General features: G+C 63.7%; 15 protein-coding genes and 2 pseudogenes. 2 read left to right on the top strand and 15 right to left on the bottom strand.

Annotated features, from left to right (window positions below; all coding sequences use genetic code 11):
• Positions 1–152: 152 nt before the first annotated feature.
• Entirely contained in the window at positions 153–1,196 is a 1,044-nt protein-coding gene (locus BN69_RS07455; RefSeq protein WP_014889743.1) for an IS110 family RNA-guided transposase, read from the top strand.
• Positions 1,197–1,483: 287 nt separating this feature from the next.
• Here BN69_RS07455 and BN69_RS07450 read toward each other — a convergent pair whose 3' ends face one another.
• The 14 genes and pseudogenes from BN69_RS07450 to BN69_RS07385 all read right to left on the bottom strand — a co-directional run bounded on the left by BN69_RS07450 (position 1,484) and on the right by BN69_RS07385 (position 10,878).
• Positions 1,484–1,891 carry a phage major tail protein, TP901-1 family gene (locus BN69_RS07450; protein WP_014890969.1) on the bottom strand — a complete coding sequence of 136 codons (408 nt, stop codon included), beginning with the start codon at positions 1,889–1,891 and terminating at the stop codon, positions 1,484–1,486.
• Between the two features lie 12 nt (positions 1,892–1,903).
• Complete coding sequence (locus tag BN69_RS07445) at positions 1,904–2,311, bottom strand: DUF3168 domain-containing protein (protein WP_014890968.1); 408 nt, start codon at positions 2,309–2,311, stop codon at positions 1,904–1,906.
• Positions 2,312–2,321: 10 nt separating this feature from the next.
• Positions 2,322–2,648, bottom strand: a complete 327-nt coding sequence (locus BN69_RS07440; RefSeq protein WP_014890967.1) for a phage head closure protein — start codon at positions 2,646–2,648, stop codon at positions 2,322–2,324.
• Positions 2,645–3,220, bottom strand: a complete 576-nt coding sequence (locus BN69_RS07435; RefSeq protein WP_014890966.1) for a head-tail connector protein — start codon at positions 3,218–3,220, stop codon at positions 2,645–2,647. The genes BN69_RS07440 and BN69_RS07435 overlap by 4 nt, the downstream gene beginning before the upstream one ends.
• Before the next feature lie 69 nt (positions 3,221–3,289).
• On the bottom strand, positions 3,290–4,516 hold the full coding sequence (locus BN69_RS07430) for a phage major capsid protein (protein ID WP_014890965.1): 1,227 nt from the start codon (positions 4,514–4,516) through the stop codon (positions 3,290–3,292).
• Positions 4,517–4,649: 133 nt separating this feature from the next.
• The gene (locus BN69_RS07425) at positions 4,650–5,249 is read right to left on the bottom strand and encodes an HK97 family phage prohead protease (protein WP_014890964.1); all 600 of its coding nucleotides are present in this window, start codon (positions 5,247–5,249) and stop codon (positions 4,650–4,652) included.
• On the bottom strand, positions 5,249–5,425 hold the full coding sequence (locus BN69_RS07420) for a hypothetical protein (protein WP_014890963.1): 177 nt from the start codon (positions 5,423–5,425) through the stop codon (positions 5,249–5,251). Before BN69_RS07420 ends, BN69_RS07425 begins: the two co-directional genes overlap by 1 nt.
• Positions 5,422–5,610, bottom strand: a complete 189-nt coding sequence (locus tag BN69_RS07415; RefSeq protein WP_014890962.1) for a hypothetical protein — start codon at positions 5,608–5,610, stop codon at positions 5,422–5,424. Before BN69_RS07415 ends, BN69_RS07420 begins: the two co-directional genes overlap by 4 nt.
• 188 nt (positions 5,611–5,798) lie before the next feature.
• Positions 5,799–5,960, bottom strand: a pseudogene (locus tag BN69_RS07410) (phage portal protein); the annotation flags it as partial.
• A 2-nt stretch (positions 5,961–5,962) separates the two neighbouring features.
• Positions 5,963–6,283, bottom strand: a complete 321-nt coding sequence (locus BN69_RS07405; protein ID WP_014890960.1) for a hypothetical protein — start codon at positions 6,281–6,283, stop codon at positions 5,963–5,965.
• Between the two features lie 69 nt (positions 6,284–6,352).
• Positions 6,353–6,760 carry a hypothetical protein gene (locus BN69_RS07400; protein WP_014890959.1) on the bottom strand — a complete coding sequence of 136 codons (408 nt, stop codon included), beginning with the start codon at positions 6,758–6,760 and terminating at the stop codon, positions 6,353–6,355.
• A gap of 958 nt (positions 6,761–7,718) precedes the next feature.
• Positions 7,719–8,876: pseudogene (locus BN69_RS07395) on the bottom strand (phage portal protein); the annotation flags it as partial.
• Positions 8,877–9,053: 177 nt separating this feature from the next.
• Positions 9,054–10,325, bottom strand: coding sequence for a DNA-packaging protein (locus BN69_RS07390; RefSeq protein ID WP_051013410.1), 1,272 nt, complete (start codon positions 10,323–10,325; stop codon positions 9,054–9,056).
• A gap of 13 nt (positions 10,326–10,338) precedes the next feature.
• The gene (locus tag BN69_RS07385) at positions 10,339–10,878 is read right to left on the bottom strand and encodes a hypothetical protein (protein WP_014890956.1); all 540 of its coding nucleotides are present in this window, start codon (positions 10,876–10,878) and stop codon (positions 10,339–10,341) included.
• A 176-nt stretch (positions 10,879–11,054) separates the two neighbouring features.
• Between BN69_RS07385 and BN69_RS07380 the strand changes: the two genes are divergently transcribed.
• Entirely contained in the window at positions 11,055–11,348 is a 294-nt protein-coding gene (locus BN69_RS07380; RefSeq protein WP_014890955.1) for a GIY-YIG nuclease family protein, read from the top strand.
• Between the two features lie 369 nt (positions 11,349–11,717).
• Here BN69_RS07380 and BN69_RS07375 read toward each other — a convergent pair whose 3' ends face one another.
• Complete coding sequence (locus BN69_RS07375; RefSeq protein WP_014889743.1) at positions 11,718–12,761, bottom strand: IS110 family RNA-guided transposase; 1,044 nt, start codon at positions 12,759–12,761, stop codon at positions 11,718–11,720.
• Positions 12,762–12,808 lie beyond the last annotated feature (47 nt).

Below are 12,808 nucleotides of genomic sequence, written 5' to 3'. Positions count from 1 at the left end.
ATCAACATCAAAAATGCGTGTTGCGATTTCTGGATTCCCGATCGCTTCGCCGATGCGAAGCGCCGGGAATGATGGGGTGGACGGCCCCGCCTCAACGGCATCTAAAGTGCCAAGACGTGGTCGCCGGAGCGCCACAGAGAGGGAGGCCGTCCATGAAGAAGTTTATCAGAATCGGGATTGATTTGGGCAAGCGGTATTTTCAAGTTCACGCGCTGGTGAGCGAGGATGGGCGGGCCGTCACGCGCAAGCTGCGGCGGGATGGTTTTCTTGCTTTTTTCGCCGAGGCGGGGCCCTGCCTGATCGGCATGGAAGCCTGCGGCTCGGCGCATTATTGGGGACGCGAACTGCGCGCCATGGGCCATGACGTGCGCCTGATCCCGCCGATTTACGTCAAGCCCTATGTCAAGCGCGGCAAGAACGACGCGGTCGACGCCGCGGCGGTGTGCGAGGCCGTGTCGCGGCCAGACATGCGCTTCGTGCCGATCAAAAGCGCCGAGAACCAGGCGAGCTTGATGCTGCACAAGACGCGCGAGCTTCTGGTCAAGCAGCGCACCATGAGCGTCAATGCGCTGCGCGGACATCTCGCGGAGTTTGGCGTCGTCGCCGCCAAGGGCGTCGGCCATGCGGGCGAACTGCTGGAAAAAGCCAAGAATGACGCGACGCTTCCAGAAATCGCCAAGGCGACCGTAAAGATTTTCGTCCAGCAGCTGGAGGCGATCAGCGCCGCGATCGTCGCGCTCGATAAAGAGATCGCCAACGTCCATGCGCAAAGCGAGATCAGCAAATTGCTCGCCGGCGTCCCCGGCGTCGGCAAGATCGTCGCCACGGCGATCGTCGCCAGCGTCCCGGACCCCAGCGTCTTCAAATCCGCGCGCGACTTTGCCGCCTGGCTCGGCCTCACGCCCAGGCAAAACTCCAGCGGCGGCAAGGAAAAGCTCGGCGCCATCACCAAGCAGGGCAACCGCTATCTGCGCAAGCTGCTGACGCTCGGCGCGACCTCGCTGTTGCGCGTGGCCGGCAAACGCAACGGCGTTCTGCGCGATTGGCTCGTCGCCCTCCTGGCCAGGAAGCCGGCGCGGCTCGTGAGCCTCGCGCTCGCCAACAAGCTGGCGCGGATCATCTGGGCCATGATGACGACCGGCGAGGCCTTCCGAACCCAGATCATGGCGCGCGCAGGGAAGCCCTCGATGGCGTAACCGTTCGAACCATCCAGTTTGGCGAGGGCGAAACATCGACGTGATGAACGACAGGGTCGGAAACGACGACGAAGGACACTCCGCTACGTGTCACGTGCACAAAGCTCGCGGGAATGATCAGGAGCCTTCGCAGTCGAACTTCATCAGGGCCAGCGGACATACGCGCCGCGCCAAAAGGCCGGACATATGACCGAAACCCGCCACCAGGTTCACCGCGCCGACAAAAAACCGCTTGCCAAGCGGGGCCGTCCACATATGACATCCGAGCTGTTCGGTCGGATGAGATATCAAAGCGCGCTGAAGGCGAGCGCGCCCGCCGATTCGAGCGAAATGTCGAAGGTCACTTCGGCGGCATATTCGCCGCGGTAATCGAGATTGGCGATCTGGAACAGGCCCGAGAGCACGCCGAAGTCGGGAATGACAATCTGCCAAACGCGCAGCAGCCCGTCGAAAAACGTCTGCCGCAGGAGCGCATCCGACGATTGATCCTTGAACACGCCTGTTCCGGAGACGCTCGCGCGCTTCAATCCGGCGCCGTCGAGCAATTCGCGCCAGCGGCCGCTCGACTCGGCGTCGGTCACGTCGACCGTGTCGGCGTTCAATGCGAGGCGTCGCGTGCGCAAGCCAGCGACCGTGACGAAGTTCGCCCCGTCATGAATTTTCAAGAGCAGATCCTTGCCTTTCTGGGCGGCCATCATTGAGCTCCGTTAAAGATATTCGGTCGTGGCGCGAAAGCGCAGATTGACCCGCGCGAAGCGGCCGTTCTGGTCTCGGCGCGTTTCCATGGAGAGAAAGCGCAGGTCGATCAGCCGATGATCCTGAAGATTGAGCGCCGCTTCATTGAGAAGATCGGCGATGCGCTGCGCGAGTTCGAGCGCCTCGCTGAGCCCCCGCATCGTCGACGTGACGCTGATCGTAAAGAGCTGCTCCGCGCCCGGCGAGAGATCGGCGGACCAGTCGCGCAGCTGCGTTTCGCCAAAAAGCGCATAGGGCGGTTCGGCTCCTCGTGGCGCCTCGTCGTAAAGCTTTTGGCCGAACGCGGCGGCGAAGCCTGCATCCGTGAGCAGATAGACGCGGATCGCCTTGCGCAGCGCGACGACGGGTGAAGCGCTCATGTCGAGTCCTTTAGGAAATCTCTTCGCATTGGCAGACCAAGTAACGTCGGCGCTCGTCGAGATCGAGAACCGACTGGATGCGAAGCTTGCGACCGCGATAGGCAAAGCGCATGTCCTTCGTGACGTCGTCGCGCCAGCGGATCGTCACGACATGGTTCGTCGCCTGCTCGGCGCGCTGCTCGACGAAGGCCTCCCGAACGCCGGAAGGCGCGATGCGCGCCCAAAGATTTATGACCGGCGTAAAGCTGCGCGAAAAGCCGCCGGCGCCGTCGGGCGCGTCGACGGGCGCCTCGAGCGTCACGCGATGGCGCAGCGCGCCGATGGGGAGGCCGCTCACAGCAGCCGCTCCCGTCTATACGGCGCCGCGAGCTGCGCGACCGCTTTGGGCAAAGCGTCGTCGCCGCTATCGCCGCGATATTCGCGCCAATGCGCGACGAGCGTCAACATCGCTTGGCGGAGCGGCTGCGGCGCGTCGCTCGCGAGCGCGCCATAGCCGACGTCAACGTCCATTTCGATTCCGTCGCGCGCGCGTGCCGGCGCCGGCGGCGCCGATGCGAAGCTGACGCGGCCGCCCTCCATCGACGGCGGCGCGCGATAGGTCGCTGCGTTGAGCGTCTGCGGCGCGTCGCTTGCGTCGAACACGCGAATCGCCGTCACCGATTGAAATGGCGCGAAGGGAATGCGGAGCGTTGCGCTCGCGCCAACCGAAGGCGGCCAGCAGTCGAAAACCAGGCGCCAGCTTTGCGTGATGAAGAAGCGCCGCGTATAGGCTTCGAGCGTCATCCGGGCGGCGACGATCAGCGCCTGGATCAGCTCGTCCTCGTCGCCGCCGTCTTCGCGCAGCCATGATTTTGCGTCGGCGAGCGAGACGGGCTCGATCGCCGGCGCGCCGATGAGCATCGGTCGCATCGGGCGTCCTAGGTTGGGGGAGCGGAAGACCGCGACGCGTCGCGTCGCGGCCTCAATGGGGCGGGCGAATTACGACGCGGCGAATTTTAGCAGCTTGATCGCTTCGAAATTCTGCACGCCGCCGCCGACCCGCTTCGTCGTATAGAAGAGGACATAGGGCTTGGCCGAGTAGGGATCGCGCAGCACGCGAATGCCGACGCGGTCCACCACCACATAGCCGCGCTCGAAATCGCCGAAGGCGATCGAGAGCGAGCCCGCCGCCGGGTCGGGCATGTCCTCGGCTTCGACGACCGGAAAATTCATCAACGAGGCGGCGGCGTCGGCGGTCGCGGGCGGCGCCCAGATGTAATCGCCGGTCGTCGTCTTGAACTGGCGCACGAGCGACTGCGCGCGCCGGCCCATCACGAACTTGCCGTTCTGGCGGAAGCCGGCGCGCAGCGCATAGACGAGATTGACGAGCGCATCGGAAGGATCGGTCGCGGCGAAGGCGCCGGCGGCGCCCGTCGCCACATAGCCGATGTTGCCCCAACTCCAGCTCGCGTCGGCGACGGTCGTGTACGAGAGAAAGCCCTTCGGCTTATTGACGCCGTCGCCGCTGACGAAGGCCGCGCCTTCCTGTTCGGCGAAGGCGGTCTGCACTTCCTCGGCGATCCATTGTTCGATGTCGACGACGGAATCGTCGAGCAGCGCCTGAGTCGCCGCCGGCATGGCGTAAAGCTCCATCGCCGGGAAGGTCATGTCGGCGAGTAGCTGATTGTTGGTCTGCGGGCGCGGATCGGCCTCGGCGACCCAGCCGGCCGCGGGTCCGGTCGTCGAAAAGGCGCGGCGCAGCGAGGCGCCGGAGATTTCGCGCACGCTGGAGATGGCGCGGATCGGCGAGAGCTTGGCGAGTCTGCGCAGCACTTCGCGCTCGGTCGGCAGCGGCACGAGATAGCCGCCGTCGGGACCGGAGCCGCGCGACAGCGCCTTGGCTTCGAGCGCCTTGAGGCCGCTCGCTTCGCCGGAGCGCATATAGTGATTGAAGGCGCTTTTATGCTCGCGGCCGCTGTGATCGTCGACGTGCTTGCCGCCGATGCGCGGGCGAGACATGTCGAGCGCCAGCCGATCCAGCCGGCTCTTCGTGTCGTCGAGCGCTTGGTCGATGCGCGCGAGCTTCTCTTCGGTCAGGACGTCGGCGCCGAGACGGTTTTCGAGCTGCGTCAGCCGCTCGTCATTCGTTTCCTTGAAGGCGCCGAAGGCGCGATTGAGATCGGCGAGAATGTCGCCGCCGGCGGATTTGGTTTCGATTGTTGACATGTATGGAGCCTCATGCTGATGCGTTAAACGAAAAAGCCCGCGCGGCTTGAGCCGGCGGGTGCGTCCATGTTTGGGAAGGCCGTCTTGAAGTTTGTTTGCGCCCGACGGCGAGAGCGCGGATCGATGCGAAAGTTCAGGAATGTTCCGACAGGCGCCGCAGCGCCCGCGCGAATTCAAGCGCGGCGCGCCGCGCTCTCAGGCGCGCGAGCTTGGCGCCAAGCGCCTCGACGCTTGGCGCGGCGTTGCGACTTTGCTTCACCGCGCCGATGCGCGCCTGCGACAGCATTGGAAAAGTGACGACGGAGATCTCCCAAAGGTCGATCTCATGAAGCCGGCGCACGCCGCTCGATTTTTCGGTCGTCGCGCGCAGTGTGCGAAAGCCGATGGAGAGGCCGTCGATCGCGCCCTTGCGCATCAGCGACAGCGCCTCGCGCGCCCGCGCCACGGAGAGATCGAGCCGGCCTTCGACTTTCAGCCCTCGCGCGTCTTCGACGATCGAGGTCCAAACGCCGATCGGCTCGGCGGCGTTATGCTGCCAAAGCATTTTCACGCCTGGCGCGCCGCGCTTGATCAGCGAACGCGCAAAGGCGCCGGCCAACACCATGTCGCCGCCCGAGTCGACGACGCCAAAGAGGCTGGCGTAGCCCGAGAATGCTCCAGCGTCATTTGCTTGCAGCAGCGGCAGTTCGGCCCGCTTTACTTCCCGAGCGCCAGTTCTTCGAAGCGCCGCCATCAGCGCCGCTCCGCCTGGGCGTTGATCGGCGCTTGGCTTGCCGCACGGGCGTCATTGCGCAATTGCGCCAGCAATTCGACGAAGGTCTTGAAGACCGCGGAAGGGTCTTCGCGCCGGCGCGCAGGGCGCGCGCGCGAACGCTTGAAGAAATGCCGAAGCCAATTGTTCTGACTCATTGATCGCTCCTGCAGCGTCGGTTGAACCGCGCGAGTTCGCGCACGAAAGCGTCAAGGCGGCGCGTCGCCTCGCCGAGTTCGCGCAACGCGAGATAGGCTTGCGCGGTGGCGGCGCAGGCCCACAGGAAGAGCGCGAGATGCGCGAGATCGCCGCGCTCCAAGATGGCGTTCAGAATGTCGGACATGGCTGCGTTCAATTTCTAAGGCGGCAGGGCGACGCGCTTGTCGAGTCATTTCCGACGCGCGCTGTGCGCGCGATCGGGAATCCAGGACTGCAATCGAGTCTCGATGTTTGCTTATGGATTCACGATCGCTTCGCTATTGCGAAGCGTCGGGAACGACATAACGCTAGACGCCCGTCCTTCGAAAGCGTGATCCAGCGAAAACTCTTCTGCACGCGCGCGACGAGCGGCAGAACGGTCTGGCGCCGGAAGGCGCGATTGGCCTCGGCGTAATTGCTGAACGTATTGTCGCCGGGCAGACCCAACAGCAGCGGCGGCACGCCGAAGGCGAGCGCGATCTCGCGCGCCGCGCCCGCTAATCAACTGTTTTGGGAGGCGGGACCACGTCGTAGTTGTTGTCGCGTACAAGGATATTCTCCTTGCCGAACGCCTCATAAAAGATCGCGGGGATGAGTTCGAGCAGTTCCGAGCGTTCTTTGTTCCATTCGATCAGGAAGGTACATTTTGGATCGAAACCGTATTCGGCGTCGTCTTCAATATTAGGAGGCCTCGCTTCTTCGACTTCCGAAAGCCAGAAGTAGCGGAGAATATCTCGATATTTTTCACGAGCTTGGGAGAGCAGCTCCTTGGTCTGGTCGAGCCGTAAGGCGCTATCGAAGAAAAAGCAGGTGGACATTAACGACCTCCAAAGAGGTAGTGGAGTTTGCCATTCTGGTCGATGACCCAAGAGTTCTGCGCACACCGTTTACGATGTCGCCGCGAGCTCCTCACGCATCAGTCCGATCACTTCCTCGAAAGCAGGGGTGAAAATCTCCTTGCGCTCGCGCATCCAGGTCAGCCCAGGATCGAGTTGATCGCGCTGGAAGTCGGCGTAATAGGCCTCCATCGCACGCAACAATTCAATCCGTTCCTCGCGCGGGTAGTCGCTGAATTCAAGAAAGTCCAGACCTTTTCCGTCGGGAAACTCGTGTTTGTCGGGCCAGCCGTCGTGAAGGAAGCCAAGCACTTTTGGCCACAAGACTTTGGCGAAGCGCGGTGCCTTGTTGCGATCGAGATAGAGTTCGTAGGCTCCTCCCAATATGGCTTCGAACTGCCCTCGGGAAATTGGCAGCCATTCCTTGTCGATAGCGTCGAAAGTAACGAGAGACGACATATTTTCACCTCAGAACTCTAATGCGCGCCTGTGTTTCAACGGGCAGTCCCCAAATGTAGCTCAATACTCTTGCAGCATTCTTGCCGCCCAGGCCTGAAAGATCAACGACGTATCGGTCAACCGCACGATTGCTCAGCTTCCTATTGAGGCGGTTCGTAAACTCTTCGTAATTGAAAAACTGATCTGATGCATCGCTTCCTACCGCATCCCATTTTTGACCAAACTCGTCCTGGAAATCTGCGCCAGAGGCGCTTGACCTCTTAAAGGGCCTGCCAGTCTCTTTCTCCAACCGCAATATTGTCGCGACCTCTGGCCAGCGGGGCTGACGGGGCGATGCGGGATCTCGCGCCAGACTATCGATCCGATCCTGTTCCGGGCCTGTAACGCCAGATGGATAAAATTCTTCGATCACCGATTCTCGTGTCCGCAGCCGACGAAGTGAATCGCGCGGCGGCATGTTGTCGCCGAACTTTGCGCGCAGAAGCTCGGCGTAGCGCGCGTCCGCCTCGCGGAAATCGCTTTCATTGCGTTCGATGCGATGTTCGATGTTCTCCGGATCGATGAGAGTTTGCGGCGGTCGCCAGTCGGGATCGAGTTCTTGCACGCGCGTCATCGCTCGTGCGGCGCGCTCCGCCGTGATTGTCTCTCTTGCGAACTGCGCCGGCGTGGCGCCGGCATCGCCCCCGACGCGCCGACTTTGCACGCGCGTGATGGGGTTGTCCGCATCGCTCGCGACATTCGGATTGGCGTTCAGCGCCGTCCGGACTCGGTCCTCCACATCCCGCCGCCGCGTGCGATCATCTCGCCCGCCGCTAGAGTCGCCTCCCGAATCTCCGCCGCCCCCGTCGCTCGTCCATTGCCCGCCGCCGGAACTTCCCGCCGGGACGCGCGGCTGATCCGGGCTATAGCGGCGCTCCAGACCGACATCGCGTTTGGCGAAGAGCGCCTCTTTCGGCGCCGGTCCATAGCCCAGCGCCTCGCGCTGTTCGTCGAGCGTGAGGAAAGCCGCTTTGCCGACGCGCTCCCATTCGGCGGCGCGCTCGCTCGCCAATGCTTCGAGACGGTCGGCGTTATAGTCGAGACGAAAGTGACCGAAGCCCGGTTGCAGCCAGGCCTGGAAGCTCTTCTGCACGCGCGCGACGAGCGGCAGCACGGTCTGGCGCCAGAAGGCGCGATTGGCTTCAGTGTAATTGCTGAAGGTGTTGTCGCCGGGAAGACCCAGCAGCAGCGGCGGCACGCCGAAGGCGAGCGCGATCTCGCGCGCCGCGCCCGCCTTCGACTCGGTAAAATCCATGTCCTTCGGCGAAAGCGACAGCGCCTTCCAGTCGAGCCCGCCTTCGAGCAGCAGCGGCCTTCCGGCGTTGGTCGCGCCGGAGAAATTTTCCTCCAGCTCTTCCTTCAGCCGCGAGAATTGCTCGTCGGTGAGATGCGCGCCTTCGGGCCCCGCATAGACGAGGGCGCCCGATGGACGCGCGGAATTGTCGAGCAGCGCCTTGTTCCAGAAACTCGCGGCGTTATGCGTGTCGAGCGCCACCTGCGCGGCGGCGAGCGGCGGAAAGCCGTAGTAATCGTCGAGCGGATTGAAGAATTTGATGTGAAGGATCGGCTCGATCCCTTCGCCGCGCATCTCGTAGCGCGCTTCCTGTCCGAGCGCGCGATAGATGAAGGCCGCGGGCCAGCCGTTGCGTCCCGCCTCGATGCTCATGCGGTCGGGCCGCAGCGCACAGAGTTCGCGCAGCTCCTCGTCGATCAGGACGGATTCGACATAGGCGTTTCCATAAAGCAGCAGATTGGCGCAGATCGTCTCGATGAAGGAGGCGCTGGTGTCGAGCGGATTGGGGCGCTCGATGAGAGAGAGGAGCGGATGGTCGACCGCCTCCTCGCGGCCCTCATAGACGAGCCAGGGGACGGACGCGGCGGCCTCAGCCACCATGCGCACGCAGCGATGACAGACGGCGTTGCGCTCATAGCCTTCGCGCGTCAGCGTCGTCGAATTGCGCGCGCTCCAGTACGGCTGTCCGAGCGCATGCATGGCGAGGAGCTTCGCCGCGCGCGAATATTTGGTTTCGCGCGTCGGCGCGACCGCGCCGATGAGACGCGAGAGCAGTGAGGGCATCGAATGTCCTTTGAAAGGAAAGCGTGTAGCGGCGCGCGCTCACCCTCCCCTTGATGGGGAGGTCGAACCGCGAAGCGGTTCGGGGTGGGGTGACCAATGGAAACAATAAGGAACCCACCCCACCCCGCGACTTCGTCGCGACCCTCCCCGGCGAGGGGAGGGTAGGGAGGCGTCCCTTTAGACCCGCCGCATGCGGGGCTCCGGCGCCTTTGGCGTCAAGGCGAGCGCGGTAATCGCCCAGACCAGCGCGTCGAGCCGGTCGGGACTTCGCCCGGACGAAAGTCCGTCGGCGGCGAAATCGCACATCTCGTCTTCGAGCGCCGGAAAGGCGCCGACATGTTTGACGCGGCCCTGTTCATAGAGCTGCGCGACCGGCGCGGCGCGCAAATATTTGCCGCGCGTCGCGCGCGCCATGGTCACGGGCGCCGATGGGTCGGCTTCGTTCAGCACGGCGCGCACCATCTCGCCGCCCTGATTGACTTCGGCGACAAGCGCGTCGGCCGAGAGCTTGTGATAGAGCGCGATCGCCGCGCGCGCCCATTGCGCCGGACGCGCCGCGGATAGAGTCGCGTCGGCGAGAACGTAAAGCATGCCTGCTTCTTCGATCCCCGCGGCGACGAGGCCGCAATTGTCGGCGCGTTTTCCCGAACTCGCCGGCGGGTCGACCGCGACGACGATGCGCTTCAAGGGGGGCGCCTCATGCACACGGGCGCGCTCCAGCATGTCGCGAGTCCACAGCGCATCCTTGCGCTCGTCGAGTATTTCGCCGTCGAGCTCCTGGCGGCCCAATCGCGTGCCGGCATATTGCGCGACGACGCTTTCGAGAAATGACGGCGCAAGATTGGCGGCGTTCTCGCGCGTCAAGGCGCGCGTCACGACGCTCGTCGGATTGGCGATCAGCTCTTTCAAGAGCGGCAGCGGCCGCGGCGTCGTCGTCACGAGCTGACGCGGCCAGTCGCCGAGACGCAGGCCGAATTGCAGCATGTCCCATGTCTCCCTGGCATAACGCCATTTCGCGAGTTCATCGCACCAGGCGGCGTGAAACTGCGGGCCGCGCAGGCTTTCCGGATCTTCCGCGGAAAAGGCCTGCGCGACGGCGCCGGACTCCCAGACGAGCCGCCGGCGCGTCGTCTCCCAGCGCGGCCGTTCGCGCCGCCCATGCACCGCGAGGAGGCCGGAGACGCCTTCGACCATCACTTCGCGCACATCGGCGGCCGTCTCGCCGACGAGCGCGATGCGGCCGAGCGGCGCCAGCGAAAATTGCGCGCGGCCGAGCGCCAGCGCCTTCACCCATTCGGCGCCGGCGCGCGTCTTGCCGGCGCCGCGTCCGCCGAGGATCAGCCATGTGCGCCAGGGCGCGCCGCTCGCGGCGAGGGGCGGCGGCCATTGATCGCGCCGCGCGACGAATTCCCAATCGTCGAGCAGCCGCGCCAGCTCTCTTGCGCTCAGACCTTCGAGCGTCTCATTCAGCCGGCCCCGCGCCGCGCAATCGTTCAAGCCGTCGAGCAAGCTCCGCGCGGAGTTCGGCCAATTCGCGTGGCGGCGCGTCGCTGTCTCGCTCGCTCCCGGCGTGGTCGCTGTCATCGTTGGCGTCGTTCTCGCGATCGTTGTTCTCGCGCCGCATGCGCTTCAATTCGGCGAGCGTCTTGACGAGGCTGGCGAGCGTGCGGGCGCTCGCCTCGATGGTCTTGGGCGCGGGTTTGGCGAGCGCCGCTTCGGCGCGCGCGAATTCCTGTTGGACCGCGTCTTCGAGTCGGGCGATCAGCCGATTCGCGTCGCGCGGCTTCCTTGCCGGCGGCGGCGCGGCGTCCTGCGCTTTCTTGCGCGGCGCGCAGGCGGAGGCGCGCAGCGGCCAGTTGTTGTTGACTCGGTATGTGTGGAACTGCGCCTGCGTCATGCCGAGCAGTTCGAGAATTTCGCTGATCGGCGTGACGCCAGAGTCGTAGAGAAGCTTCGCCTGCGCGATCTTTTCATCGCATGGCGGGACGGATTTGGCCGCCATCAGCCAGTCTCCAGAAGTTACGCTCGGCTTGTTTTGCTATAGTGACCAGGGGTGTCATTCCCGACAGGCCGAAGGCCTGATCGGGAATCCAGAGTCACACCAATCGTGGTTGATCTTGCCCCTGGATTCCCGATCGCGCTCCGCGCGTCGGGAATGACAAGCCGGAAGCCCCGAAGATGGAGCGACGTTACTTTGTCTACATGCTCGCGAGTGCGCGAAACAGCACGCTCTATGTCGGCGTGACCAATGATTTGGCACGGCGCATTTATGAGCACAAGGCCAAACAGGCCCGAGGTTTCACATCGCGATATAATGTTCACATGCTCGTTTGGTATGAAACCTACGGCGACGTGAGCGAAGCCATCGCGCGAGAAAAGCAGTTGAAGAAGTGGGAGCGGCGTTGGAAGCTTGAATTGATCGAGACGATCAATCCCGCTTGGAAAGACCTCTATTTCGACCTCAACAACTGATCGTTTGGCGTGTCATTCCCGACAGGCCGTAGGCCTGATCGGGAATAGAGCGACATGTTCACTTTTTGAAAAGCTCTATATTGCTCTTCAATGGTAGCCGCTGCGCAGTGTCATATGTGGACGGCCCCGCTTGGCAAGCGGTTTTTTGTCGGCGCGGTGAACCTGGTGGCGGGTTTCGGTCATATGTCCGGCCTTTTGGCGCGGCGCGTATGTCCGCTGGCCCTGATGAAGTTCGACTGCGAAGGCTCCTGATCATTCCCGCGAGCTTTGTGCACGTGACACGTAGCGGAGTGTCCTTCGTCGTCGTTTCCGACCCTGTCGTTCATCACGTCGATGTTTCGCCCTCGCCAAACTGGATGGTTCGAACGGTTACGCCATCGAGGGCTTCCCTGCGCGCGCCATGATCTGGGTTCGGAAGGCCTCGCCGGTCGTCATCATGGCCCAGATGATCCGCGCCAGCTTGTTGGCGAGCGCGAGGCTCACGAGCCGCGCCGGCTTCCTGGCCAGGAGGGCGACGAGCCAATCGCGCAGAACGCCGTTGCGTTTGCCGGCCACGCGCAACAGCGAGGTCGCGCCGAGCGTCAGCAGCTTGCGCAGATAGCGGTTGCCCTGCTTGGTGATGGCGCCGAGCTTTTCCTTGCCGCCGCTGGAGTTTTGCCTGGGCGTGAGGCCGAGCCAGGCGGCAAAGTCGCGCGCGGATTTGAAGACGCTGGGGTCCGGGACGCTGGCGACGATCGCCGTGGCGACGATCTTGCCGACGCCGGGGACGCCGGCGAGCAATTTGCTGATCTCGCTTTGCGCATGGACGTTGGCGATCTCTTTATCGAGCGCGACGATCGCGGCGCTGATCGCCTCCAGCTGCTGGACGAAAATCTTTACGGTCGCCTTGGCGATTTCTGGAAGCGTCGCGTCATTCTTGGCTTTTTCCAGCAGTTCGCCCGCATGGCCGACGCCCTTGGCGGCGACGACGCCAAACTCCGCGAGATGTCCGCGCAGCGCATTGACGCTCATGGTGCGCTGCTTGACCAGAAGCTCGCGCGTCTTGTGCAGCATCAAGCTCGCCTGGTTCTCGGCGCTTTTGATCGGCACGAAGCGCATGTCTGGCCGCGACACGGCCTCGCACACCGCCGCGGCGTCGACCGCGTCGTTCTTGCCGCGCTTGACATAGGGCTTGACGTAAATCGGCGGGATCAGGCGCACGTCATGGCCCATGGCGCGCAGTTCGCGTCCCCAATAATGCGCCGAGCCGCAGGCTTCCATGCCGATCAGGCAGGGCCCCGCCTCGGCGAAAAAAGCAAGAAAACCATCCCGCCGCAGCTTGCGCGTGACGGCCCGCCCATCCTCGCTCACCAGCGCGTGAACTTGAAAATACCGCTTGCCCAAATCAATCCCGATTCTGATAAACTTCTTCATGGACGGCCTCCCTCTCTGTGGCGCTCCGGCGACCACGTCTTGGCACT

This window comes from Methylocystis sp. SC2 (assembly GCF_000304315.1).
Classification (GTDB): Bacteria; Pseudomonadota; Alphaproteobacteria; order Rhizobiales; family Beijerinckiaceae; genus Methylocystis.
This window is presented reverse-complemented; position numbering and strand designations above follow the sequence as displayed.

Excerpts from the sequence above, each read along its gene's own strand:
- BN69_RS07400 (WP_014890959.1), bottom strand. The coding sequence starts at position 6,760 with ATGTCGTCTCTCGTTACTTTCGACGCTATCGACAAGGAATGGCTGCCA.
- BN69_RS07450 (WP_014890969.1), bottom strand. The coding sequence starts at position 1,891 with ATGGCCGCCCAGAAAGGCAAGGATCTGCTCTTGAAAATTCATGACGGG.
- BN69_RS07385 (WP_014890956.1), bottom strand. The coding sequence starts at position 10,878 with ATGGCGGCCAAATCCGTCCCGCCATGCGATGAAAAGATCGCGCAGGCG.
- BN69_RS07435 (WP_014890966.1), bottom strand. The coding sequence starts at position 3,220 with ATGCGACCGATGCTCATCGGCGCGCCGGCGATCGAGCCCGTCTCGCTC.
- BN69_RS07380 (WP_014890955.1), top strand. The coding sequence starts at position 11,055 with ATGGAGCGACGTTACTTTGTCTACATGCTCGCGAGTGCGCGAAACAGC.
- BN69_RS07455 (WP_014889743.1), top strand. The coding sequence starts at position 153 with ATGAAGAAGTTTATCAGAATCGGGATTGATTTGGGCAAGCGGTATTTT.
- BN69_RS07425 (WP_014890964.1), bottom strand. The coding sequence starts at position 5,249 with ATGGCGGCGCTTCGAAGAACTGGCGCTCGGGAAGTAAAGCGGGCCGAA.
- BN69_RS07430 (WP_014890965.1), bottom strand. The coding sequence starts at position 4,516 with ATGTCAACAATCGAAACCAAATCCGCCGGCGGCGACATTCTCGCCGAT.
- BN69_RS07415 (WP_014890962.1), bottom strand. The coding sequence starts at position 5,610 with ATGTCCGACATTCTGAACGCCATCTTGGAGCGCGGCGATCTCGCGCAT.
- BN69_RS07420 (WP_014890963.1), bottom strand. The coding sequence starts at position 5,425 with ATGAGTCAGAACAATTGGCTTCGGCATTTCTTCAAGCGTTCGCGCGCG.
- BN69_RS07405 (WP_014890960.1), bottom strand. The coding sequence starts at position 6,283 with ATGTCCACCTGCTTTTTCTTCGATAGCGCCTTACGGCTCGACCAGACC.
- BN69_RS07445 (WP_014890968.1), bottom strand. The coding sequence starts at position 2,311 with ATGAGCGCTTCACCCGTCGTCGCGCTGCGCAAGGCGATCCGCGTCTAT.
- BN69_RS07375 (WP_014889743.1), bottom strand. The coding sequence starts at position 12,761 with ATGAAGAAGTTTATCAGAATCGGGATTGATTTGGGCAAGCGGTATTTT.